At 63.9% G+C, this 20780-nt stretch carries 16 protein-coding genes and 2 tRNA genes; 7 read left to right on the forward strand and 11 right to left on the reverse strand.

What is annotated here, in order from left to right:
- Positions 1 to 49: 49 nt before the first annotated feature.
- Together GTP55_RS00225 and dinB are read right to left on the reverse strand one after the other, a co-directional pair.
- On the reverse strand, positions 50 to 946 hold the full coding sequence (locus GTP55_RS00225; protein WP_161043012.1) for a recombination-associated protein RdgC: 897 nt from the start codon (positions 944 to 946) through the stop codon (positions 50 to 52).
- A 69-nt stretch (positions 947 to 1015) separates the two neighbouring features.
- Positions 1016 to 2164, reverse strand: a complete 1149-nt coding sequence (gene dinB / locus GTP55_RS00230) for a DNA polymerase IV (protein ID WP_161043013.1) — start codon at positions 2162 to 2164, stop codon at positions 1016 to 1018.
- Between the two features lie 81 nt (positions 2165 to 2245).
- On the opposite strand from dinB, the gene GTP55_RS00235 reads away from it, so the two are divergent.
- The 5 genes from GTP55_RS00235 to GTP55_RS00255 all read left to right on the forward strand — a co-directional run bounded on the left by GTP55_RS00235 (position 2246) and on the right by GTP55_RS00255 (position 5139).
- Entirely contained in the window at positions 2246 to 3085 is an 840-nt protein-coding gene (locus tag GTP55_RS00235) for a substrate-binding periplasmic protein (RefSeq protein ID WP_161043014.1), read from the forward strand.
- A 115-nt stretch (positions 3086 to 3200) separates the two neighbouring features.
- A tRNA-Val gene (locus GTP55_RS00240) sits at positions 3201 to 3276 on the forward strand.
- A 23-nt stretch (positions 3277 to 3299) separates the two neighbouring features.
- Positions 3300 to 3376, forward strand: a tRNA-Asp gene (locus tag GTP55_RS00245).
- A gap of 81 nt (positions 3377 to 3457) precedes the next feature.
- Positions 3458 to 4543, forward strand: coding sequence for a hypothetical protein (locus GTP55_RS00250; protein WP_161043015.1), 1086 nt, complete (start codon positions 3458 to 3460; stop codon positions 4541 to 4543).
- Positions 4534 to 5139 carry an ABC transporter ATP-binding protein gene (locus GTP55_RS00255; RefSeq protein ID WP_161043016.1) on the forward strand — a complete coding sequence of 202 codons (606 nt, stop codon included), beginning with the start codon at positions 4534 to 4536 and terminating at the stop codon, positions 5137 to 5139. The genes GTP55_RS00250 and GTP55_RS00255 overlap by 10 nt, the downstream gene beginning before the upstream one ends.
- A gap of 84 nt (positions 5140 to 5223) precedes the next feature.
- On the opposite strand, the gene GTP55_RS00260 is transcribed toward GTP55_RS00255, so the two are convergent.
- Positions 5224 to 6495: an aminotransferase class V-fold PLP-dependent enzyme gene (locus GTP55_RS00260; protein WP_161043017.1), complete on the reverse strand. Its 1272-nt coding sequence runs from the start codon at positions 6493 to 6495 to the stop codon at positions 5224 to 5226.
- Positions 6496 to 6509: 14 nt separating this feature from the next.
- Positions 6510 to 8900: a TonB-dependent receptor plug domain-containing protein gene (locus GTP55_RS00265; protein ID WP_161043018.1), complete on the reverse strand. Its 2391-nt coding sequence runs from the start codon at positions 8898 to 8900 to the stop codon at positions 6510 to 6512.
- A 197-nt stretch (positions 8901 to 9097) separates the two neighbouring features.
- Between GTP55_RS00265 and GTP55_RS00270 the strand changes: the two genes are divergently transcribed.
- Both GTP55_RS00270 and GTP55_RS00275 read left to right on the forward strand, forming a co-directional pair.
- Positions 9098 to 9577, forward strand: a complete 480-nt coding sequence (locus GTP55_RS00270) for a cyclic nucleotide-binding domain-containing protein (RefSeq protein ID WP_202423411.1) — start codon at positions 9098 to 9100, stop codon at positions 9575 to 9577.
- Positions 9574 to 10701, forward strand: a complete 1128-nt coding sequence (locus GTP55_RS00275; RefSeq protein ID WP_161043020.1) for an AI-2E family transporter — start codon at positions 9574 to 9576, stop codon at positions 10699 to 10701. Before GTP55_RS00270 ends, GTP55_RS00275 begins: the two co-directional genes overlap by 4 nt.
- A gap of 46 nt (positions 10702 to 10747) precedes the next feature.
- On the opposite strand, the gene ahpF is transcribed toward GTP55_RS00275, so the two are convergent.
- From ahpF to GTP55_RS00310, 7 genes are all read right to left on the reverse strand, one after another.
- Complete coding sequence (gene ahpF / locus GTP55_RS00280; protein WP_161043021.1) at positions 10748 to 12346, reverse strand: alkyl hydroperoxide reductase subunit F; 1599 nt, start codon at positions 12344 to 12346, stop codon at positions 10748 to 10750.
- A 96-nt stretch (positions 12347 to 12442) separates the two neighbouring features.
- Positions 12443 to 13006 (reverse strand): alkyl hydroperoxide reductase subunit C, encoded by a 564-nt coding sequence (gene ahpC, locus GTP55_RS00285; protein WP_161043022.1) that lies wholly within the window; start codon positions 13004 to 13006, stop codon positions 12443 to 12445.
- Positions 13007 to 13092: 86 nt separating this feature from the next.
- Positions 13093 to 15897 (reverse strand): EAL domain-containing protein, encoded by a 2805-nt coding sequence (locus tag GTP55_RS00290; RefSeq protein WP_161043023.1) that lies wholly within the window; start codon positions 15895 to 15897, stop codon positions 13093 to 13095.
- Positions 15898 to 16035: 138 nt separating this feature from the next.
- Positions 16036 to 17511 (reverse strand): RCC1 domain-containing protein, encoded by a 1476-nt coding sequence (locus tag GTP55_RS00295; protein ID WP_161043024.1) that lies wholly within the window; start codon positions 17509 to 17511, stop codon positions 16036 to 16038.
- Positions 17512 to 17709: 198 nt separating this feature from the next.
- Positions 17710 to 20109, reverse strand: coding sequence for a YgiQ family radical SAM protein (locus GTP55_RS00300; RefSeq protein WP_161043025.1), 2400 nt, complete (start codon positions 20107 to 20109; stop codon positions 17710 to 17712).
- 90 nt (positions 20110 to 20199) lie between these two features.
- Positions 20200 to 20475, reverse strand: a complete 276-nt coding sequence (locus GTP55_RS00305; RefSeq protein ID WP_161043026.1) for a DUF4404 family protein — start codon at positions 20473 to 20475, stop codon at positions 20200 to 20202.
- A 13-nt stretch (positions 20476 to 20488) separates the two neighbouring features.
- Positions 20489 to 20692 (reverse strand): VF530 family protein, encoded by a 204-nt coding sequence (locus tag GTP55_RS00310; protein ID WP_161043027.1) that lies wholly within the window; start codon positions 20690 to 20692, stop codon positions 20489 to 20491.
- Positions 20693 to 20780 lie beyond the last annotated feature (88 nt).

Genomic DNA, 20780 nt, shown 5'->3' on the forward strand with positions numbered 1-20780 from the left:
TCAACGACTTCACGGCATTTTTAACTGAAAGGCAAGGGCTGTGGGGCGATTATGCCTTGGCTTCGCCGCCCAGCGCTTCCACCACATCGGCCATCAGTTTGGCCAGTTCGCCGGTCATCAGCATGAAGTCGCCGTCGAAGCGTTCGTCATCGTTGCGCACGCCGGCGTCTTTTTCGCTCAGCACGTCCAGCGGCTTGACGCCCTTGATCGCCAGCGATTCGGTCAGCACGAAGGAAATCTTGCTGTCCCAGGTCATGGCCAGGCGGGTGCACTGCTTGCCGGCGGCGATGTGGCGGCGTACTTCTTCCGGGTCCAGCGAGTGCTTGACGTAACGCACCGCCGCCTTGCTCTCGCCGGTGGCGCGCAGTTCGGTGTCCATGTCGACCGTGAAACCGGCCGGCGCTTCATCCGTTTGCAGCCATTCGGTCATCACGCCCACCGGCGAGCGCTGCACGCGCAGGCTTTCCAGTGGCATGCGGTCGACCGCCTTCAGCAGCAACTTGATGACTTCATCGGCCTTGGCCGGGCTGGCGGCGTCCACCACCAGCCAGCCGTTGACCGGATCGATCCAGGTCCAGACGTTGCCGCGGATCGAGAAGGCGCGCGGCAGCAGTTCGTCGGCCACTCGTTCCTTCAGTTCCTTCATGGCTTTCTTGCCCGGCGCAAAGCCCTGGGCTTCTTCCATTTCGGCAGCGCGCGCCTTGGCGACCTGGTTGATGACGCTGGCCGGCAGCAGTTTTTTCTCGGTGCCGAGCACGATCAGCATCTGCTTGTTGACCACGTGGACCAGGCCGCCGTTAGGACGCGGCTTGTCCCAGCCCTGGCGCAGCAGCTCGTTGCTGCTGGCCGGCGTGAACGCGTTTGACGACAGCGCTTCTTCCAGTTGTTCGGGAGTGTAGGCCCAAGGGGCCGGCAGACGGTAAATCTGTAGATTCTTGAACCACATAAAGTTGACTGGCCTTGTTTCGGAAATTGCAAAAGGAGCGCCATTTTACACGCTGGCGCACACCCGGTCTCAGGCGAATAGATCGCCCTGCACCGGCTGTTGCGCGCTGGCCATGGCGCCGGGAGGTTCGAGCGTGCTGGCGCGCACGCCCAGCAGGCGCAGCTTGCGCTGCAGCGGCACCCGCTTCAGACATTCGCGCGCCGCCTGCAGGATGGCGGCCGGTTCGGCCACCGCCTGCGGCAGCGTCACGTTGCGGCTGACGATCTGGAAATCGTCATAGCGCAGCTTGATGCTGATGGTGCGGCTGACGTAATCCTTGCGCTTCAGATCGTCCGCCAGCCGCTCGCACAGCGTGGTCAGAATGCCGGACAACGTCGCCCGGTCCTGGCGCGCATGCAGGTCGCGCTCGAAGGTGGTTTCGCGCGACATCGACTTGCTCTCGCGGCTGGTGGAAATTTCACGATCATCAATGCCCTGCGCCACCCGCGTCAGCCACGCCGCGTAATGCGCGCCGAAGTAATCCTGCAGCAAGCCCTGGTCGGCCTGCGCCAGCTGGCCCACCGTCTCGATGCCCAGCGAGGCCAGCTTTTCGGTGGCCTTCGGGCCGATGCCGTTGACCTTGCGCACGCCCAGCGGCCAGATGCGGGTGGGAATATCGTCAAAGCCCAGCACCGTCAGGCCGTTCGGCTTGTCCAGATCCGAACAGATTTTCGACAGCAGCTTGTTGGGCGTGATGCCCACCGAACAGGTCAGGCCGGTGGCGTCCTGCACCGCCTGCTTGATGCGGGCGCCGATCGTCTGCGTGTCGCCGTCCACATGGGTCAGGTCGACGAAGATTTCATCGATGCCGCGGTCTTCGATATCCGGCGCGATGCTGGCCACTGCCTGCTTGAACAGGCGCGAGTAATGGCGGTAGGAGTCAAAATTGGCCGGCAGCAGGATGGCGTCCGGCGCCAGCTTGGCCGCCTTCATCATGCCCATCGCCGAACCGACGCCGAACGCCCGCGCCTCGTAGGTGGCGGTGGTGATCACGCCGCGGCCGACGTAATCGCGCAGGCGCTTGAAGACATACGAGCCATCTGCGCGCTGCTCGGGATCGTAGCCGCGGCCGCCGATCACCACCGGCTGGCCGCGCAGTTGCGGATAGCGCAACAACTCCACCGACGCAAAGAAGGCGTCCATGTCGATATGAGCAATGCGGCGCACGGTGTCGGCCATAATCCACAAATAACACTGTAAATACGTACAGTATCGCCCGAAAACCGCCGGCGTGCAAGTTGCCGATGCTACACTCGTTGCATGACCAGATGCCTGTCCACTTTGTTGATCGCCTTGTGGCTTCCATGCACTGCGGGGCGGGCGGCGCCGCTCGACCCTGCTTGCGCCCCGGCGCGGGCCGGCGTCAGCGATCTTGGTTACTCGTCCTATCTCGACGGCACGGTAATTCGCGGCAGCAATATCGACGTGCTGGCCGAAATCCAGCGGCGCAGCGGCTGCCAGATCAACGTGCGCTGGTATCCGCGCAGCCGCCAGCAAGCGCTGTTCTTCAGCAATGAACTGGAAATGACCGGCGCTTCGCTGCGCACGGCCGAACGCGACCGCTACGGCGTCTGGCTGCCTTATACCTGGACCCGCTTCGAACTGGTGCTGCTGGGAGCCGACGCCGGCAAGTTCCACAGCCTGGCCGAGTTCGTCGATCACAGCACCGCGCGCCTCAACATCACGCGCGGCATCTTCTACACCGCCGACGCGCAGCACCAGCTGGACCGGCTGCAACAGCAGGGCCGGCTGGAATACGTCAGCGATTTCGGCGTGGTGTTCCGCAAGATCCAGGCCGGCCGCGCCGAGGGCACGCTGGCGCCGGCCACCATCTACCTGCTGAACCAGCGCCTGTTCGGCCTGACCGCCAGGATGAGCGCGACATCGGTCAGCGAATCGCCGCGCATGATGGTCGGCCTGTATGTCTCGAAGAAGGTGCCGCCGCAAGTACTGCAACGCTATACCGATGCGCTGCGTTCGATTGTGGTCGACGGCACCATGCAGAAATTCTACGAGCGCTACCTTGGCGCTGACATTACCCACCGGCTGGTCGACAATGGCACCCGCGAGCTGCTCAATGCGCTGCCGCCGCCGCGCTAGAACAATTTTCCAAATAATTTACAAAACCCCTTGCGGAACCGAATCGGCGTCCTATAGAATACGGCCTCGTTCAGCAGTTGTCGCAGTTAAATGAAACAACGCTGATAAGTTTTCTGGGTGCTTAGCTCAGTTGGTAGAGCGGCGCCCTTACAAGGCGTAGGTCGGGAGTTCGAGCCTCTCAGCACCCACCAGCTAAACTTATAAACAACGAATTGGAGCGGTAGTTCAGTTGGTTAGAATACCGGCCTGTCACGCCGGGGGTCGCGGGTTCGAGTCCCGTCCGCTCCGCCAATATTCAGAAGAAGGGCCCGATGTTCGCATCGGGCCTTTTTTTCATTTGCATTTCAGAATTAGCATGTAAGCTGATCGGCAATGAAAAATGCTTATCTCCATTTCCGTCTCCGCCTGGCACGGCACGCGCTGCTGCATTTCGCCGCCAGCCTGACAAGCTCCCTCGAATATATTTTGCTCGGCTTCGGCCCGGTGCTGATCGGCCTGGTCGCCGTGATCGCCCTGCCCGGCCTGTTTGCCGCCGGCCAGCCATGGCCGGAAGCGCTGGGCCTGTTCACCGGCCAGACGCTGCTGGGCACATTGCCGGTCTGGCTGCTGCGCAAGCGCTTGCACCCGGCGGCGGTGATGCTGTGGAGCCGGCCGCTGCCGATTGCGCCGCGCAGCAAATGGCTGGCCGATGCCGCCGTCGCCGGCCTGATCGTCGGTCCGCTGAGCCTGGTCTACGCCATCTCCACCGCGATCTGGTTTTTCCAGTGGCCGGACTGGCTGCGGCCGATTGCGCCGCAAGCGCTGCTGCTGACGGTGGCCTCGCTGCTGCTGGCCTGGCTGTTGTCGGCACTGACGCTGCATCATCGCAACCGCATGCCTGCCGCCCGCAAGCCCGGCCGCTCCCGCCCCGCGCCGACCCGCTACGTGGCGCAACGCGGCGGCATGGCGCGCTACTGGTATCGGCTGTTCTGGCTGCCGTTCTGGCGCGCGGAAAACGTCATCGGCATTCAACAAACCCTGCTGCTGGCCGGCGCGCTGCTCAGCATCGGCGTGTGGATGGCGCATCCGCCCGTGGTGCCGCCGGCGCTGTGGGGCGCGTGCGCCGCGTTGATGACCATGCTGCTGACCGACCGTGGCGACAAGGCCGTGGCCGAACAAATCGCGCTGCTGCGTCCGGTCGCCGCCGGCTGGCCGCTGCGCACCGCATCGCTGTATCGCCTGGCCATGCTGGCGACGCTGCTGCCGGGGCTGGCCGTGCTCGGCTGGTTCGCCGTGCTGACGCTGGGCCGCAGCGCCGGCGGGATCAGCCATACCGTCGCCACCGTCTGGCTATGCGTTGCCGCCATCGCCCAGCTGGCCGTGGTGGCGCTGCGCAAGCTGAGCGTACGCGGCCGCGTCGGCCTGGTGATCAGCGCCATCCTCATCCTGACCGCAATCGGAAGTGAATTATGGAATTAAGAATCGAACAGCTCAGCTTTGAATACGCCAGCCATCCGCTGTTCAGCCAGTTCAATCTCACCCTCGGCAATGGCATCACCTGGCTGCGCGGTGAAAACGGCGCCGGCAAGACCACGCTGATGAAACTGGCCGGCGGCGCGCTGACGCCGCATGGTGGCCATATCTGGCTGGACGATCTCGAATTGCAGGCGCAGCCGCTGGCGTATCGCCTGCAGTGCTATTACTGCGGCGGCGACACGCCGCAATTGCCGTGGCTGACCGTGCGCGAGGTGCTGGATATGCACGTCTCGCTGTATGCCGGCGCCGACGCCGGGTTGCTCAACGCCGAGCTGGCTGCCTTCCACCTGCTGCCGACGCTGGACCAGCCGGTCACCACGCTGTCGCTGGGCCAGCACAAGAAGATGCAGCTGTCGCTGGCCTTGTCGCTGCCGGTGCGGCTGCTGCTGATTGACGAACCCTTCAATGGTCTCGATGTCGATGCGGTCGCCTACCTGCGCCAGCAGCTGGCCACGCCGGAACGGCTGACGCGCCAGTGCATCCTGCTGACCAGCCACCTGGAACCGCAACTGCCGCTGGTGCAGACCGTGCAGCTATAACCCGTCATTCCCGCGCAGGCGGGAATCCATATCCCGCAGGTCCAGACACGACGCACGGTTTCCCGCTTGCGCGGGAAAGACGGCTCAGGCGGCAACCTGGCGCAATGCTTCGCTGAGCTTGTCCACCTGCGCTTCCGAGGTAAAGATCGACGGCGTGGCGCGCACGCAGGCGCCGGCCGCCAGACCATCACGCGGCACGGTAAACACGCCATGCTCCTTCAGCAAACGGCGCGCCAAGGCATTGTTGTCCGCCATCGAGGTACGGCCACGCAAACGGAACGAGGCTATCGCACTGCTCAGGCGCGGATCGGACGACGCCAGCAGCTCCAGGCCGCTCACATCACGCACCGCATCGAGCCAGCGGTTGCGCAGCCGTGCCAGCCGAGCCTGTTTATACGCAACGCCGACCTGTTCATGCAGGTCGAGTGCCAGCGGCAGGGTCACATACGCCGCAAAGTTGAGCGTGCCGGTATGCACGCGGGTGCGCACATCGCCACGATCGTCCTCGCCCATATACGGATCGATGGCGCGCACCCGGCCACGGCGAATATAGATCGCGCCGACGCCGACCGGCGCACCGATCCATTTATGCAGGTTGATGCCGGCGAAGTCCGCTTGCAGATCGGGAATCCGCATGTCCAGCTGGCCGAAGCCATGCGCCGTGTCGACGATGGCGTCGATGCCGCGTTCGCGCGCCATGCGGCTGATCTCGGCCACCGGCAGCACCATGCCGTTGCGGTGGTTGACGTGCGTGAGCAGCATCAGCTTCAGGCCCGGGTAGCGCGCCATCGCCTGCGCGTAACTGTCGACCACCGCCTCGTAGGTGGCCGGTTCCGGCATCGCAATCGACACCACCTCCACGCCGCGCCGCTGCTTGAGCCAGTGCATGGTGGTGATCATGTTGTCGTAGTCGATGTCGGCGCACAGCACCACATCGCCTGGCTGCAGGCGGTTGTAGCCGCTGATGAGGACCTGCAATGCTTCCGTCGCGCCGCGCGTAAAGGCGATCTCGTCGGCCGAGACGCCCAGCGCCAGCGCCGCCCGCTGCCGCGCCGATTCAAACTCGGCCGGAAACTGCAAGCGGCCATAGTACGAATTGCCGCGATTGGCGTCGGCCACATGGCGCTGGTAAGCCTCCATCACCGGGCGCGCCATCGAGCCCCAGTAGGCGTTGTCCATCATCGCCACATCCTGCTTGATGTCGTACTGCGCGGCGACCGACTGCCAGTAGCCTTCGTCGGCAGCCAGCTCCTGCGGCGACACCGGCGGCCGCGCCGGCATCGCCGATTCGGCTGCCGCCGCCAGCGCCGCCGTTGGCGTCAGCAGCGCGCCGGCCTTCAGCCACCGGCGGCGCATGGGATTACGCAGGCTCAAAACTTCACCGTGTAATCGAGGTACAGGTTGCGGCCATCGGTATCGTATGGCGCGTTGCGCGAGTAGATCAGGCCGCGGCTGGCCTGGAATACGGCTTCGTCCGGATACTTGTTCAGCACATTGTCGACACCGAAGCGCAGCGACTGTTTGGCGGTCAGCTTGTAGGTGGCGGCCAGATCGAGGAAACGCATCGCGCCGAAGCGCTGGAAGATGTCACCGGTGGCGTTGCCGGTGCTGTCGGTCCAGCTGCCGTAGTAGCGCGCGCGCACCAGCGTGCTCCAGCCGCCCTGGTCATACGAGGCGCTGAAGGTGGCCTTCTGGCGCGGCAGGCGCTCTTCGAACACCACGCGCTGGCTCTCGTTGGTGGCGATGCTGGACTTGCCGCCATCAATCCTGGTCTGGTTGTAGTTCCAGGCCGCAGTCAGGTTCAGCTTGCCGACGCCGAGGCGGCGCAGATAGCTGCCCACCACATCGACGCCTTTGGTGGTGGTGTCAAAGTCATTGGTGAAGTAGCTGACCGAGGTGTAGCGCAGCGGATTGGGCACGCCGGCCGGCACCACGAACGAGGCCGAGGTGCTGAAGCGGTCGCGCAGCTTGATGTTGTACAGGTCCACCGAACCGGACAGGCCGCTGGCGTCTTTCCACGTCAGACCCAGCGACAGGTTTTTGGATTTTTCCGGTTGCAGCGGCCTGGCGCCCAGTGCCACCGCCAGCGGGTCGCTGTTGGCCAGGCGGCCGCTGGTGAACACCAGCAGCGTCTTGGTGTCCAGGCCCTGGCTGGTACTGTTGGTGTTGAGCTGGCCCGGGGTCGGCGCGCGGAAGCCGGTCGACCAGGAGCCGCGCAGCGCGAAGTCCGGCGTCATCTCGAAGCGCGCCGACAGCTTGCCGTTGACGGTGTTGCCGAACTCCGAGAAATCTTCATAACGCACGGCGGCGCCGATGGTGGCCTGCTTGCTCAGCGGGACTTCGACGTCGGCATAGGCGGCGTAGCTGTCCTGATCCCATTTGCCGGACTGGATGGCGCTAAAGCCCGGTGCGCCGTTCGAGTTGGCGTCGAGGCCAGCCGCCGCGCCCGGTCCCACCGCGTAGGAGGCCGGATCGCCGGCCTTGACCGCATAGCTTTCGTTGCGATACTCGGCGCCGAAGGCGAGGTTGACCGGCTGCGACAAACCGGCCACGCGCCATTCGTAGTTGAAGCTGGCGTTGACCAGCTTCTCTTCCTGCGTCAGGCGGCCGAGGTAGAACGAGGTCGGACTGGCCGGGCCGAGCGAGGCGTTGATCGAGTTGTGCAGGCCATAGTCGATGGCGTTGCGGCCATACGAGGCGCTGACGTCCCAGCCCAGCGCTTCGCTCAAACGACCGCGCAGGCCAGCCAGCAGCTGCATGTCGTTCTGCTTGTTGGTGTACTGCGGGCTGAAGCCGACCGGATAAATGCTGCGCACATCCCAGCCGGGGAAGATGGTGGTCAGCTTGTAGACCGAGGTGCCGGTGTCCGGATTGCGCCAGTTGAAGTCCGAGGTGCCGTCGCTGTGCGCGAACAGGCCGTAGCTGTAGGCCTCCAGCTCGTTGCCCAGGTCCAGCGTGGCGTTGTAGCCGAGGTGCTGGCTTTCCAGTTCCGGCTGGCCCCAGCGCTGCACCGGGTTCGGCACGCTCAGCGCTGGATGCGCCGCCTGGAATGCGATCGCGTCCGGACGCTGGCGGGTGCGCGAGGTCGGGTCGGATTGCGCCGCTTCGGCAAACAGCGCGATGCGCGCATGCTCGCCCAGCATGAAACCGTACTTGGCGTGCAGCTCGTTGGCCTTGCCGTCGCCTTCGCTGTATTGCGAATGCTGGGCGGTCAGTTCGCCGCCGAGGCTGTCGTCCAGGATGATGTTGATGACGCCGGCAATCGCGTCCGAACCGTATTGCGCCGAGGCGCCGTCGCGCAACACTTCGATGCGCTTGATGGCGCTGGTTGGAATCTGCGCCAGGTCGGGCGCCTGGGCGCCGCGCGCACCCAGCAGCGCGCTGCGGTGAAAGCGGCGGCCGTTGACCAGCACCAGCGTCTGGTCCGGCGACAGGCCGCGCAAGGTGGCCGGGCGGACGAAGACCTGGCCATCGGCCATCGGCAGGCGCTGCACCACGTACGACGGCACCAGCTGCGCCAGCACGTCGTTGAGGTCGGACGAGGCGACGGCGGCGATGTCCTCGCGGCTGAACACGTCGACTGGCGCCAGGGTGTCGAACTGGGTACGGTTGCTGGCGCGGGTGCCGGTGACGATGATGGACTGCTGGCTATCTGCGGCGGTGATGGCGGCGTCGGCGCTGGTGTCGGCGTGGGCGACCATCATGGCCTGGCAGGCGCACAGCGCGGCGGCGCTCGCAATTTGGCTACGTTTGATATTCATCTCTGCTCTGCTGGTTGTGGTGGTGGGATTGCGGGCGCCAGCTTAGCGGCCGAGTATGTCAAGGGTATGACCTTGCAAGTGACCAGGCAGTGGTAACCATGTGATTAATTAGCAACAATTCCCTTTGGGTGGCTGCCGCAGCCGTAAAACCGGCGACAATGGATACCGCCCCGTTATTTCCGCAGGAGTTTTGCCTCATGTTTGGCCTGTTCAAGTCCCCCGCCCTGTCGCCCCGTTTGCTGCGCCTGAAAGACTCGGCGCTGTTCGACTCGCTGACGCCGCTCGAACTGAAAATCATCGACGGCCTGATGCACGAACGCCGCTACCTGGCCGACGAAATCATCTTCGACGAGGGCGAGGAAGGCCAGGCGCTGTACCTGGTGACGTCGGGCCGCGTGATCATCAGCCGCCAGCTGGGAACGGGACGCGAAGTGGTGGCGGAGCTGTCGCCCGGCTCCTTCTTCGGCGACCTGGCGCTGCTGGACAACGCACCGCGCAACGCCCAGACGCGTGCGCTGGAAAATTGCGAGCTGGCGGTATTCTTTCGCGCCGACTTCATGGGGTTGATGGAAACCGATCCGGTGATCGGCTACAAGATCTCGCTGGCCCTGGCGCGCCACATCGGCCGCCGCCTGCGCGACTGGATGACCGGCAAGCCGCAGCTGGAGGCGCTATGAACCTGCTGCCGACGCAACAGCGCGGCGGGCCGGTGGTGTGGAGCGGCATCATCGCCGCCACCTGCGGGCTGCTGTTCCTGTTGCAGCAGATGCTGTTCCTGGCCGTGCCCTTCCTGCTCGGCATCGTGCTGTACTACATCCTGCAACCGCCGACGCAGCGCCTGATCCGTGCGGGCTTCAGCCAGAACGCCGCCACCTTCATCGTTGGCACGGGGTCGCTGCTGCTGCTGGCGCTGGCCGTGCTGGCGGCGGTGTACTGGAAGTCCGCGCCGACCACTTCCTGGCAGCAATTGATGGGCACCTACCTGGCAGGCGGGCTGGAGTTCGTGCGCCATACGATGGTGGCGCTGGAGCAGCAGTTCCCGCTGCTGAAACAAGTGGCGCTGGCCGACACCGTCAACCAGCGCATGAGCGAATTCACGGGCGACTTCATCCAGTCGCACCTGACCGACATTCTGGTCACGGTGGTGGCCTGGCTGCCGTCGCTGCTGCTGGCGCCGTTTTTGACCTTCTTCTTTTTGCGCGATGGCCTGCGCTTTAAAAAGTTCCTGGCGCGGGCGGTGCCGAACGCCTTCTTCGAACGCACGCTATGCCTGCTGCACGAAGTCGACCAGACCGCGCACCGCTACTTCAAAGGGCTGATCCGGCTGACCATCCTCGACACGGCGGTGCTGGCGCTGGGCCTGTGGGCAATCGGCGTGTCGTCGCCGCTGGTGCTGGGGCTGATTGCGGCGCTGCTGGCGTGGGTGCCCTACGTCGGCTCGATCGTCGGCTGCATGCTGGTGGTGATGGTGGCGTCGACCGACGCGCCGTCGCAGCCATCGGTGGCGTATCTGGCGATTGGCGTCTTCATCCTGGTGCGCCTGCTGGACGACTTCGTCTTCATGCCGTTGACGCTGGGCCGCAGCCTGCACATCCATCCGCTGATAACCGTGCTGATGATTTTCATCGGCGGCTCGGTGGCCGGCGTGGCCGGACTGATGCTGGTGCTGCCCTTGCTGGGCGTGGTGATGGTGATCGGCGAAACGCTGGGCCGCCTGATCACCGACCCGCGCCTGCGCGCGCGCCACCGCAACGCCATCGCCCTGCGCACCCGGCAGGCCAGCCATGACCTGACGGTATAAAAAAACGGGAGCCGAGGCTCCCGCTTTTGTTTAATGCCGGCGTAAATTACGCGGTCATCGCGTGCTTGTCGGCCGACTCTTCGACGACTTCCTCGTCGTCCGAGCGGATCAGGTGGTCGAAGGCGGACAGGGCCGCTTTCGCGCCTTCGCCGGTGGCGATGATGATCTGCTTGTACGGCACGGTGGTGACGTCGCCGGCGGCAAACACACCCGGCAGCGAGGTCTGGCCACGCGCATCGACTTCGATCTCGCCATGACGCGACAGCGCTACCGTGCCTTTCAGCCACTCGGTATTCGGCACCAGGCCGATCTGCACAAACACCCCTTCCAGCTCAACCTTGTGCGACACATTGGTGTTGCGGTCGGTGTAGCTCAGGCCGTTGACGATCTTGCCGTCGCCGTGGATCTCGGTGGTTTGCGCCGAGGTGATCACGGTGACATTCGGCAGGCTGCGCAGCTTGCGTTGCAGCACCGCGTCGGCGCGCAGTTCGGCGCCAAACTCGATCAGCGTCACATGCTTGACCAGGCCGGCCAGGTCGATCGCCGCTTCCACGCCGGAGTTACCGCCGCCGATCACCGACACGCGCTTGCCCTTGAACAGCGGGCCATCGCAATGCGGGCAGTAGGCCACACCATGGTTGCGGTATTCCTTCTCGCCCGGCACGTTGATCTCGCGCCAGCGGGCGCCGGTGGCCAGGATCACCGACTTGGATTTGAGCACGGCGCCGGAGGCGGTGTGCACTTCGGTCAGTTTGCCCACCTGTACCAGCTTGCTGGCGCGCTGGGTGTTCATGATATCGACTTCGTATTCGCGGACGTGCTGTTCCAGCGCCACGGCAAATTTCGGGCCGTCGGTTTCCTTGACCGAGATAAAGTTCTCGATCGCCAGCGTGTCCAGCACCTGGCCGCCGAAACGCTCGGCCAATACGCCGGTGCGGATGCCTTTGCGGGCGGCGTAGACTGCCGCGGCCGCGCCGGCTGGGCCACCGCCGACGATCAGCACGTCGAACACGTCTTTCTTGCTCAGCTCAGCGGCCTGGCGGACGCCGGCGTTGGTGTCCAGCTTGGCGAGGATTTCCTCGACCGAGGTGCGGCCCTGGCCGAAATGCTGGCCGTTCAGGAACATCATCGGCACGGCCAGGATCTGGCGCTCTTCCACTTCCTTGGCGAACAGGCCGCCGTCGATGGTGGTGACCTTGATGCGGGGGTTAATCACCGCCATGGCGTTGAGCGCCTGCACCACGTCCGGGCAGTTATGGCAGGTCAGCGACATGAAGGTTTCGAATTCGTAATCGCCATCCAGGTTGCGGATTTGCTCGATCACGGCGTCGTCAAATTTGATGGTGTGGCCGCCGACCTGCAGCAGCGCCAGCACCAGCGAGGTGAATTCGTGGCCCATCGGAATCGCGGCGAAACGCACGGCGATCTCGGTGCCAGCACGGTTGATGCTGAACGACGGCGCGCGCACGCCCGCTTCGGTGCGCTCGACCAGCGTGATTTTGTCGCTCAACTCGGCAATTTCGAGGAGCAGTTCTTTCATCTCGCGGGCCTTGGCGCTGTCATCGAGAGAGGCGACCAGCTCCAGTGGGTAAACCACTTTCTCCAGGTAAGCTTTCAACTGGGTTTTGAGGGTAGCGTCCAACATGATTTTCTTCCTTTACAAATATTTAGGCGTATGCCGGGCCGGACGCCCGGTCCGGCATCGCGGTAACTACTTGTGTGCTGCAGTCTTGCTCAAGACTTAGATCTTGCCGACCAGGTCCAGCGATGGGGTCAGGGTGGCTGCGCCTTCGGTCCATTTAGCTGGGCAAACCTGGCCTGGGTGCTCGGCCACGTATTTCGCTGCTTTGACTTTGCGCAGCAGTTCCGAAGCGTCGCGGCCGATGCCGTTGTCGTGCACTTCCATCACTTTGATGAAGCCTTCTGGATTGATGACGAAGGTGCCGCGCAGTGCCAGGCCTTCTTCTTCGATCATCACTTCGAAATTACGCGACAGTTTGCCGGTTGGGTCGCCGATCAGTGGGTAGTTCACTTTCTTGATCGCGTCCGAGGTGTCGTGCCATGCTTTGTGCGCGAAGTGGGTGTCGGTCGACACGCCGTAGACGTCCACGCCCAGTTTGGCGAATTCAGGTTGGAAATCGGCCAGATCTTCCAGTTCGGTTGGGCACACGAAGGTGAAGTCGGCTGGGTAGAACATCAGAACGGACCACTTGCCTTTCAGCGACTCTTCGGTCAGGTCGATGAATTTGCCGTCTACGTAAGCGGTGGCATTAAATGGCTTGATTTGAGTATTGATCAGGGACATTGTGGTTTCCTCGTTGGGTTGTGAATCATTGAGACGCCAGTGTAAGGCTTTTCCCACCATTTGCAAAATTGATTGTTCCAATAGTTTCAATTGGCTTTGACTATCGAAGCTGCACGCGGCATAGCATTATCGCGCAGGAAGGCGTCGAACTGGTCGGCCGGCATCGGCTTGGCAAACAGATAACCCTGGCCATAGTCGCAGCCGGCGGCGGCCAGCAGGTCGCGCTGTTCGGGCGTCTCCACGCCCTCGGCGATGACTTTCAGGCCTAGCTTGTGGGCCATGACAATAATGGCCTCCGACAAGGCCATGTCGCTCGAGTCGGGCGCCAGGTTGCGCGTGAAGGAACGGTCGATCTTCAGGTAGTCGATATCGAACTTCTTCAGATAGGACAGCGACGAGTAGCCGGTGCCGAAGTCGTCCAGCGCGACCTGGATGCCGGCGTCGCGCAGTTGCAGCAGGCGGTTGCTGACCGCGCTGCTGGCGTCCAGCAGCAGCCCTTCGGTAATCTCCACCACCAGCGACTGGCCGGGCAGCGCCAGCGATTGCAAATGCGCCAGCCAGCCCTGGTAGGAACTGCCTTCGCGCTGGAATTCCAGCGGCGACTGGTTCAGGCTGACCTGGAACTCGCTATGCACCTGCTGCCGCCAGCGCTGCACCCAGCGCGCCGATTCGTGGAACACCCATTCGCCGATGTCGACGATCAGCCCGCTCGCTTCGGCCAGCGGGATGAATTCCAGCGGACTGACCAGTCCGCGCTGCGGATGGTTCCAGCGGATCAGTGCCTCGGCCTTGTGGATGGCGCCGCTGCCCAGGTGCACGATCGGCTGGAAATACAGCGCGAACTGCTGGCTCTTGAGCGCGCCGCGCAGATCGCTGGTCAGACGCATGCGGTTCAGCGCCGCCACCTGCAGGGTCGGGGTGAAATAGCTGTAGCGGTTGCGGCCGGCGCCCTTGGCCGCATACATGGCCTGGTCGGCGTGCTTGAGCAGGTCGTCGATATCGAGCGCGTCGTCCGGATACAGCGTGATGCCGATGCTGGCCGAGACAAACGCCTGCTCCGGGCCCAGGTCGAAGGGCTGGCGCAGCCGGTCGAGGATGGCCTGGGCGATGCGCTCGACCTGGTCGGCCGCCTCCAGCTCGGTGAGGATCACCGTGAATTCGTCGCCGCCGAGGCGCGCCACCGTATCCGACTTGCGCACGCAGGCGCTGATGCGGCGCGCGGCGTCGATCAGCAGCACGTCGCCCTGCTGGTGGCCGAGCGTGTCGTTGACCTCCTTGAAGTGGTCGAGGTCGATGAACAGCACGGCGATGCGCGAGCGGTCGCGCTGGCTCTTGAGCATGTCGTGCGCCAGCCGGTCGAGGAACATGCGGCGGTTGGGCAACTGGGTCAGCGTGTCGAAATTGGCCTGCTGCCAGATCAGCGTCTCGCTCTGCTTCTTGGCGGTGACGTCCTCGATCATGCACAGGTGGTGCGGATGGCTGCCGGCCTCGGGCTCGATGGCGTTGACCGAGACATCAATCCAGGTCACCGTGCCGTCCGGCCGGAACAACCGGCTGAGCGCCTTGAAGCTGCTGATCTGCTGCGTGGTCAGCAGCGCCATCTGCGCCTTGATCTGCACCACGTCGTCCGGATGGCCCACTTCCAGCCAGCGCAGGGTCCGCAGTTCGTGCTGCGAACGGCCCAGTATCTCCTGATAACGCGCATTGATATCGCGGTATTCATACGTGATCGAATCGATCAGCGCGATGCCCAGCGGCGACGCCTCGAACATGGTGCGGAAGCGCTGCTCGCCGTGGCGGATGGTTTCCAGCGCACGCTTGCGTTCACGCGCCAGCAAGCTGAAGTGGATGGCGGCGCCCAGCACCAGCAGCAACACCACGCCCACCAGCAGCCGGTACAGCCAGGCCAGGCTGGTCCGGCTGGTGTCGACCCGGTACATAAAACCGTCGAAGCGAGCCTGGCGCTGCATCATGCCCAGCCCGGCGTAGACGTCGGCGATATGCTGCCAGCGGTCCGGATTCATGTAGCCGATTTCCACCAGCACCGGCTGCACCAGCGGCACCATCTGGCGCGCTTCGTACAACAGGTGCTGACGGTCGCTGCGGCGGGAATACTTGCTCAGTATCATATCCGCCGCTTCTTCCTGATGGCTCATGGCCCACTGCCAGCCGCGCATGCTGGCGGCGCGGAAGGCGCTCACCCGCGCCGGGTGATTGGCCAGCTCCTGCTCGCTGGTGAACAGGTTGTCGCCATAAAAGTCGATGCCGACCGCGCGCGGGCTGTAGATATCATACGGAAAGCCGAGGCGGTCGAACGTGTCCGGCTCGTTGGTGGTGTAGATCGCCATGGCGTCGACCTTGCCGCTGATCAGGTCATCCGGATTAAAGCTGTGCTCGACGCGCTGGAAGCTGGTGGACGGCACGCCTTCCTTGGTCAGGTAGGCCAGCAGCTCGTCGGCGTTGCCGAGGTCGTCGGTGAGGGAGCCGATCATGGCGCGCTTGCCGATCAGACGACGGATGTCGGGCTCGGCGCCGCTCTGGCGCATCGCCAGCGCATACGGCGAATGCTGGAAGATCACGCCCAGCACCACCACCGGCTTGCCGGCCATGCGCGCCAGCAGCAGGCTGCTGCTGCCGGTGCCGTATTCGGCCTTGCCGGCGATCACGTCACGCTCAGGCGCGTTGCCGTCCGTCCCTTCGAGAATCCGCACGTCCAGCCCGGCGTCGCGGTAATAGCCCAGCTCCTGCGCGGCATAGTAGCCGGCAAACTGGAACTGGTGGACGTGCTTGAGTTGCAGGGTAACTTGTTCCAGCGCCAAGGCCGGCACCGCAGCCAGCAGCAAGGCGGCAGCGGCGCACAGCGCGGCAAGGGCGGAAAAACGCACAGTCACAGAGTTCCCGGGACAATAGCAGTGGCTCTAGTGTAGCCGCTTCCCCCGGACCAACGCTGCTTTATACCAAGCCGACAGCACAAAAAGCAACGGACGGCCAGGCTGGCGCCTGCCGTCCGTTGCGTAGAGCGAAACTGCTTAGTTCGGGTTGGCGATGCTGACTGGCACCGTCGAGGTCACCATCTTGCCGTTGCCCAGCTGGCCACTGGCGTTACGGCCCCAGGTCCACAGCGAGTTATCAGCTTTCAGGCCGGCGCTATGCGCGCCGCCGGCGCTGATGCTGATCCAGGTGCGGTCGGTGCCAACCTGGGTCGGCGCAATCTGGTCGATGCCACTGCCGTCGCCCAGTTGGCCGTCGCTGTTGGCACCCCAGGCCCACAGCGTGCCGTTGGTGCGCACCGCCAGCGTGTGCGCGCCGCCGGCCGAGACAATGGTCCAGTCGCTGTCGGTGGTGATCTGGGTCGGCACATTGAGGGTGCCGCCGGCGCTGGCGTTGTTGCCCAGCTGGCCCGCGCTGTTGGCCCCCCAGGCCCACAGCTTGCCCGTGGTGTCGATTGCCATCGAGTGGTTGGCGCCGGCCGATATTGAGTTATAGGTCAGGCTACCGATATGCGCCGGACTCAGCACAGTGCCACCAGTCGATGCATTGCCCAACTGGCCGCTAGTGTTATCACCCCACGTCCAGAGCGAACCGTCTTTTTGGATTGCAATCGTATGGGTGCCGCCAGCGCTGGCTGCGGTGTAGGTCGCGGTATTGCTTTTATCCGGGCCGCCAACCTTGACTGGCGAAGTGCGAACCAGCACGCTGGTGTCGCCAAGCTGACCTTCGGTGTTGCGGCCCCAGGCCCACAGCGTGCCATCCGTCTTCAGCGCCACCACGTGATATTTGCCGGCCCAGACCCCGACCCAGTTGGTATCCTTGCCGATCAGGGTCGGCACCGAGCGGTTGACCTGGTCGCCCAGCCCCAGCTGGCCATTGCTGTTCAGGCCCCATGCCCACAGCGTGCCGCCGGCGGTGGTGCCGGTACCGGCGCGCAGGCCGATGGCGAACTGTTCGCCGACCGCGATCTTGGTCCAGGCGGTGGTGGCGGCGCCATTGCTGACCACCACCGGTGCGGTGCGGTCGCCGGTGCTGCTGTCGCCCAGCTGGCCCCAAATATTCTGGCCCCAGGCGTACAGCTTGCCGTCGGCGCGGCGGGCGATGGTCTGGAAGCCACCGGCCGAGACTTCTTTCCACGGCGCAGTGACGGTGACGGTGACCGAGCCGGTCACGCCGTCCTGGGTGGCGTTGATGGTTTCGGTGCCGACAGTCACGCCGGTGACGCGGCCGGTGGCGGTGGCCACCGACGCGATCGCGGCGTTGCCGCTCTTGGTGGCCCAGGCCAGGCCGCCGGCCACGGTCAGCGCCTTGGTGGTGCCGTCCGAATAGGTGCCGGTGGCGGTTGCATCCTGGAAGGTGGTGACCGGGATGGTGGTCGAATTCAGCGTAACGGCGATGCTTTTCAGCGTCACGGTGGCAGGCGTGCTGCTACCGCCGCCGCCACCGCCGCCGCATGCGGCCAGCACGGCAAACAGCGGCACCAGCAGGAGGGAGGAGAATTTAAAGTTTTTCATGGTCTTCCAGTTCACAGAGAAGGTCTGCGGTGCCGACAGTGTAGCCCGTCAGTATGGCGACGATCGCACGAGCAGAACTGAATTATCCACGTTATTAAGCCGATACGGTCATCCAACAACATTTCTTTTGAGAATTTATGTAAAAAAAAGCACCCCGGGGGGTGCTTTTGCTGATTTGCGTCGCTTACTTGCGTAAGCTTACTTGCGGCCACGCGGTGGTGGTGCGCCGCGTCCGCCCTTGGCCGGCGCGGCGGCCGGCGGCGCCTTCTTGACCTTGATGGTATCCAGAATTGACGGCTTGGCCTTGGTCTCGATCGTGGCGCGCGCCGTCAGCGAACCGGTGAGGGCATTCGGCTTGCCGCGGCTGCCAACCGGCGCACCACGCTCGCGACGGCCTTCGCCCGGCGCCAGCATCGGCATCGCGCGCTTGCCTTGCGACGCCTTGAAGTTCTCTTCGCCCACCGTGTACGGCGGAATCAGATGGCGCTCGCCGGTGCCGATCAGATCGCCACGGCCCATATTGCGCAGGGCGTCACGCAAGATCGGCCAGTTCTTCGGATCGTAATAACGCAGGAAAGCCTTGTGTGCCTGGCGCTGCTTGAGGCTGCGCGGCGTGAACACCTCTTCCGAATCCTCGGTGACCTTGTGCAGCGGATTGCGGCGCGAATGGTACATGGCGCTGGCCATGGCCATCGGCGTCGGCATGAAAGTCTGCACCTGGTCCAGGCGGAAGTTGTTCTTCTTCAGCCACAGCGCCAGATTCAGCATGTCCTCATCGGTGGCGCCCGGGTGGGCGGCGATGAAGTACGGAATCAGGTACTGCTTCTTGCCGGCTTCCAGCGAATACTTCTCGAACAGCGCCTTGAACTCGTCGTAAGCGCCGATACCCGGCTTCATCATCTTGCTCAGCACATTGCTCTCGGTGTGCTCGGGCGCGATCTTCAGCAGGCCGCCGACGTGGTGGGTCACCAGTTCCTTGACGTACTCGGGCGAACGCACCGCCAGGTCGTAGCGCAGGCCGGACTGGATCAGGATCTTCTTGATGCCCGGGATGGCGCGCGCGCGACGGTACAGCTTGATCAGCGGATTGTGGTTGGTGCCCAGGTTGACGCAGATTGACGGGTAGACGCACGACAGGCGGCGGCAGGTGGTCTCGATTTCCTTGTCCTTGCAGGCCAGGCGATACATATTCGCGGTCGGGCCGCCGAGATCGGAAATGATGCCGGTGAAGCCCTTGGTCTTGTCGCGGATGTGCTCGATTTCGCGCAGGATCGACGGCTCGGAACGGCTCTGGATGATGCGGCCTTCGTGCTCGGTAATCGAGCAGAAGGTGCAGCCGCCGAAGCAGCCGCGCATGATGTTGACCGAGAAGCGGATCATTTCCCACGCCGGGATGTTGGCGCCGCCGTAGCTCGGGTGCGGCGCGCGGGCGTAGTTCATGTCGTAGACGTTGTCCATCTCGTCCATCTGCAGCGGCAGCGGCGGCGGGTTCATCCACACGTCGCGGTCGCCGTGCCCCTGCACCAGCGCGCGCGCATTGCCCGGATTCGACTCCAGGTGGAACACGCGCGAGGCGTGCGCATACATCACCGGATCGCTGGCCACGGTTTCGAACGACGGCAGGCGCACCACGGTCTTGTGGTGTTTTTCCAGCTCCATGGCACGGCGTTCTTCGCGGCTCATGATGCGGATCGGCTTGTATTCGGACGGCGCCGGCGGCGGCGGCGCCGGTTCGGCGGCAGCCTTGGTCGGCTCGACCATGGCCGGATTGGTTTCCTCGCCCGGCTTGGCGTTGGGATCGTTGCTGGTGGCGCAGGTCGACGAATTCGGCTCGACCATCAGGTACGGATCGATATGCTTGTCGACCTTGCCCGGCGTATCCACCCGGGTACTGTTGTGCACGCCCCACTCTTCATTCGGCATCCAGCCGGCCGGCACCAGGAACGAGGTGCCGCGCAGGTCGCGGATACTCTTGATCGGCTCGCCATCGGCCATGCGCTTGGTCAGGTCGACCAGCGCGCGTTCGGCGTTACCGAAAATCAGCATGTCGGCCTTGGACTCGAACAGCACCGAACGGCGCACCTTGTCCGACCAGTAATCGTAGTGGGCGATGCGGCGCAGCGACGCTTCGATCGAGCCGATCACCACCGGAATGCCGGGGAAGGCTTCACGGCAGCGCTGGGCGTAGACCGTGACGGCGCGGTCCGGACGCTTGTTCGGCTCGCCGTTCGGGGTGTAGGCGTCATCCGAACGCGGCTTGCGGTCGGCGGTGTAGCGGTTGACCATCGAGTCCATATTGCCGGCGGTGACGCCGTAATACAGACGCGGCTTGCCCAGCGCGCGGAAGGCGTCCACCGACAGCCAGTCCGGCTGGGCGATGATGCCGACCCGGTAGCCGTTGGCTTCCAGCAGGCGGCCGACGAGGGCCATGCCGAAACTCGGATGGTCGATATAGGCGTCGCCGGTCACCAGGATGACATCGCACTGGTCCCAGCCGAGCACGTCCATCTCTTGACGGGTCATCGGCAGGAAAGGCGCTACAGCAGCGCGGGCAGACCGCTTCGGGACGGCCGCAAATAAATTGGTAGGGGGGTTCATATGGGGCCGTATTGTACCGGAGTTAGCCCCGTTCCGCTCACGCGGTCGTGAATTTCCTTTTACTTTTCAAACACTTGTGCGAAAACGATATCAAATGCCCATGTTTGACAGGATCGTGCCCAGCTCGCGCAGGCCCGACTCCAGCGTCGGATGCTTGGCGGCGAACTTGGCCGACAGCTCCTGCGAGCGCTCCGCCAGGCCGTACGTGGTGGACTCGCCGGGGGCCGGCTCGGTGCCGCGCTCGAGCAGCGCCTGGATATCGCCGTTGAGCTGTCGCAGCAGTTCCTGCAATTCCTCATCGACCGGACCGGCATTGGCCAGATTGGCGTGCAGGCTCTTGAGCGAGGTTTTCAGATTGCTGTCCATAATCGTTCCCTGTTTAGAATGTGGTGGCCAGATACAGGTCTTCGACCTGCGTCCTGGCCCACGGCGTCTTGCGCAAGAATTTCAGGCTGGATTTGATGCTGGGATCGCTGATGAAACAGTTGATCTCGATCCGCTGCGCCAGTTGTTCCCAGCCGTAGTGTTCCTGCAGACGGGTCACTATCGCTTCCAGCGTTACGCCGTGTAGTTGGTTGTTCATATCGTACTCAAAAATCAAAGGCTGGGACGATTGTACACAAAGTGGCCGACATTCCAGTGTGATGCTTAACGCAAGCTTTTGTGCCAGA

Source organism: Duganella margarita (genome assembly GCF_009857535.1).
Lineage (GTDB): Bacteria > Pseudomonadota > Gammaproteobacteria > Burkholderiales > Burkholderiaceae_D > Rugamonas > Rugamonas margarita.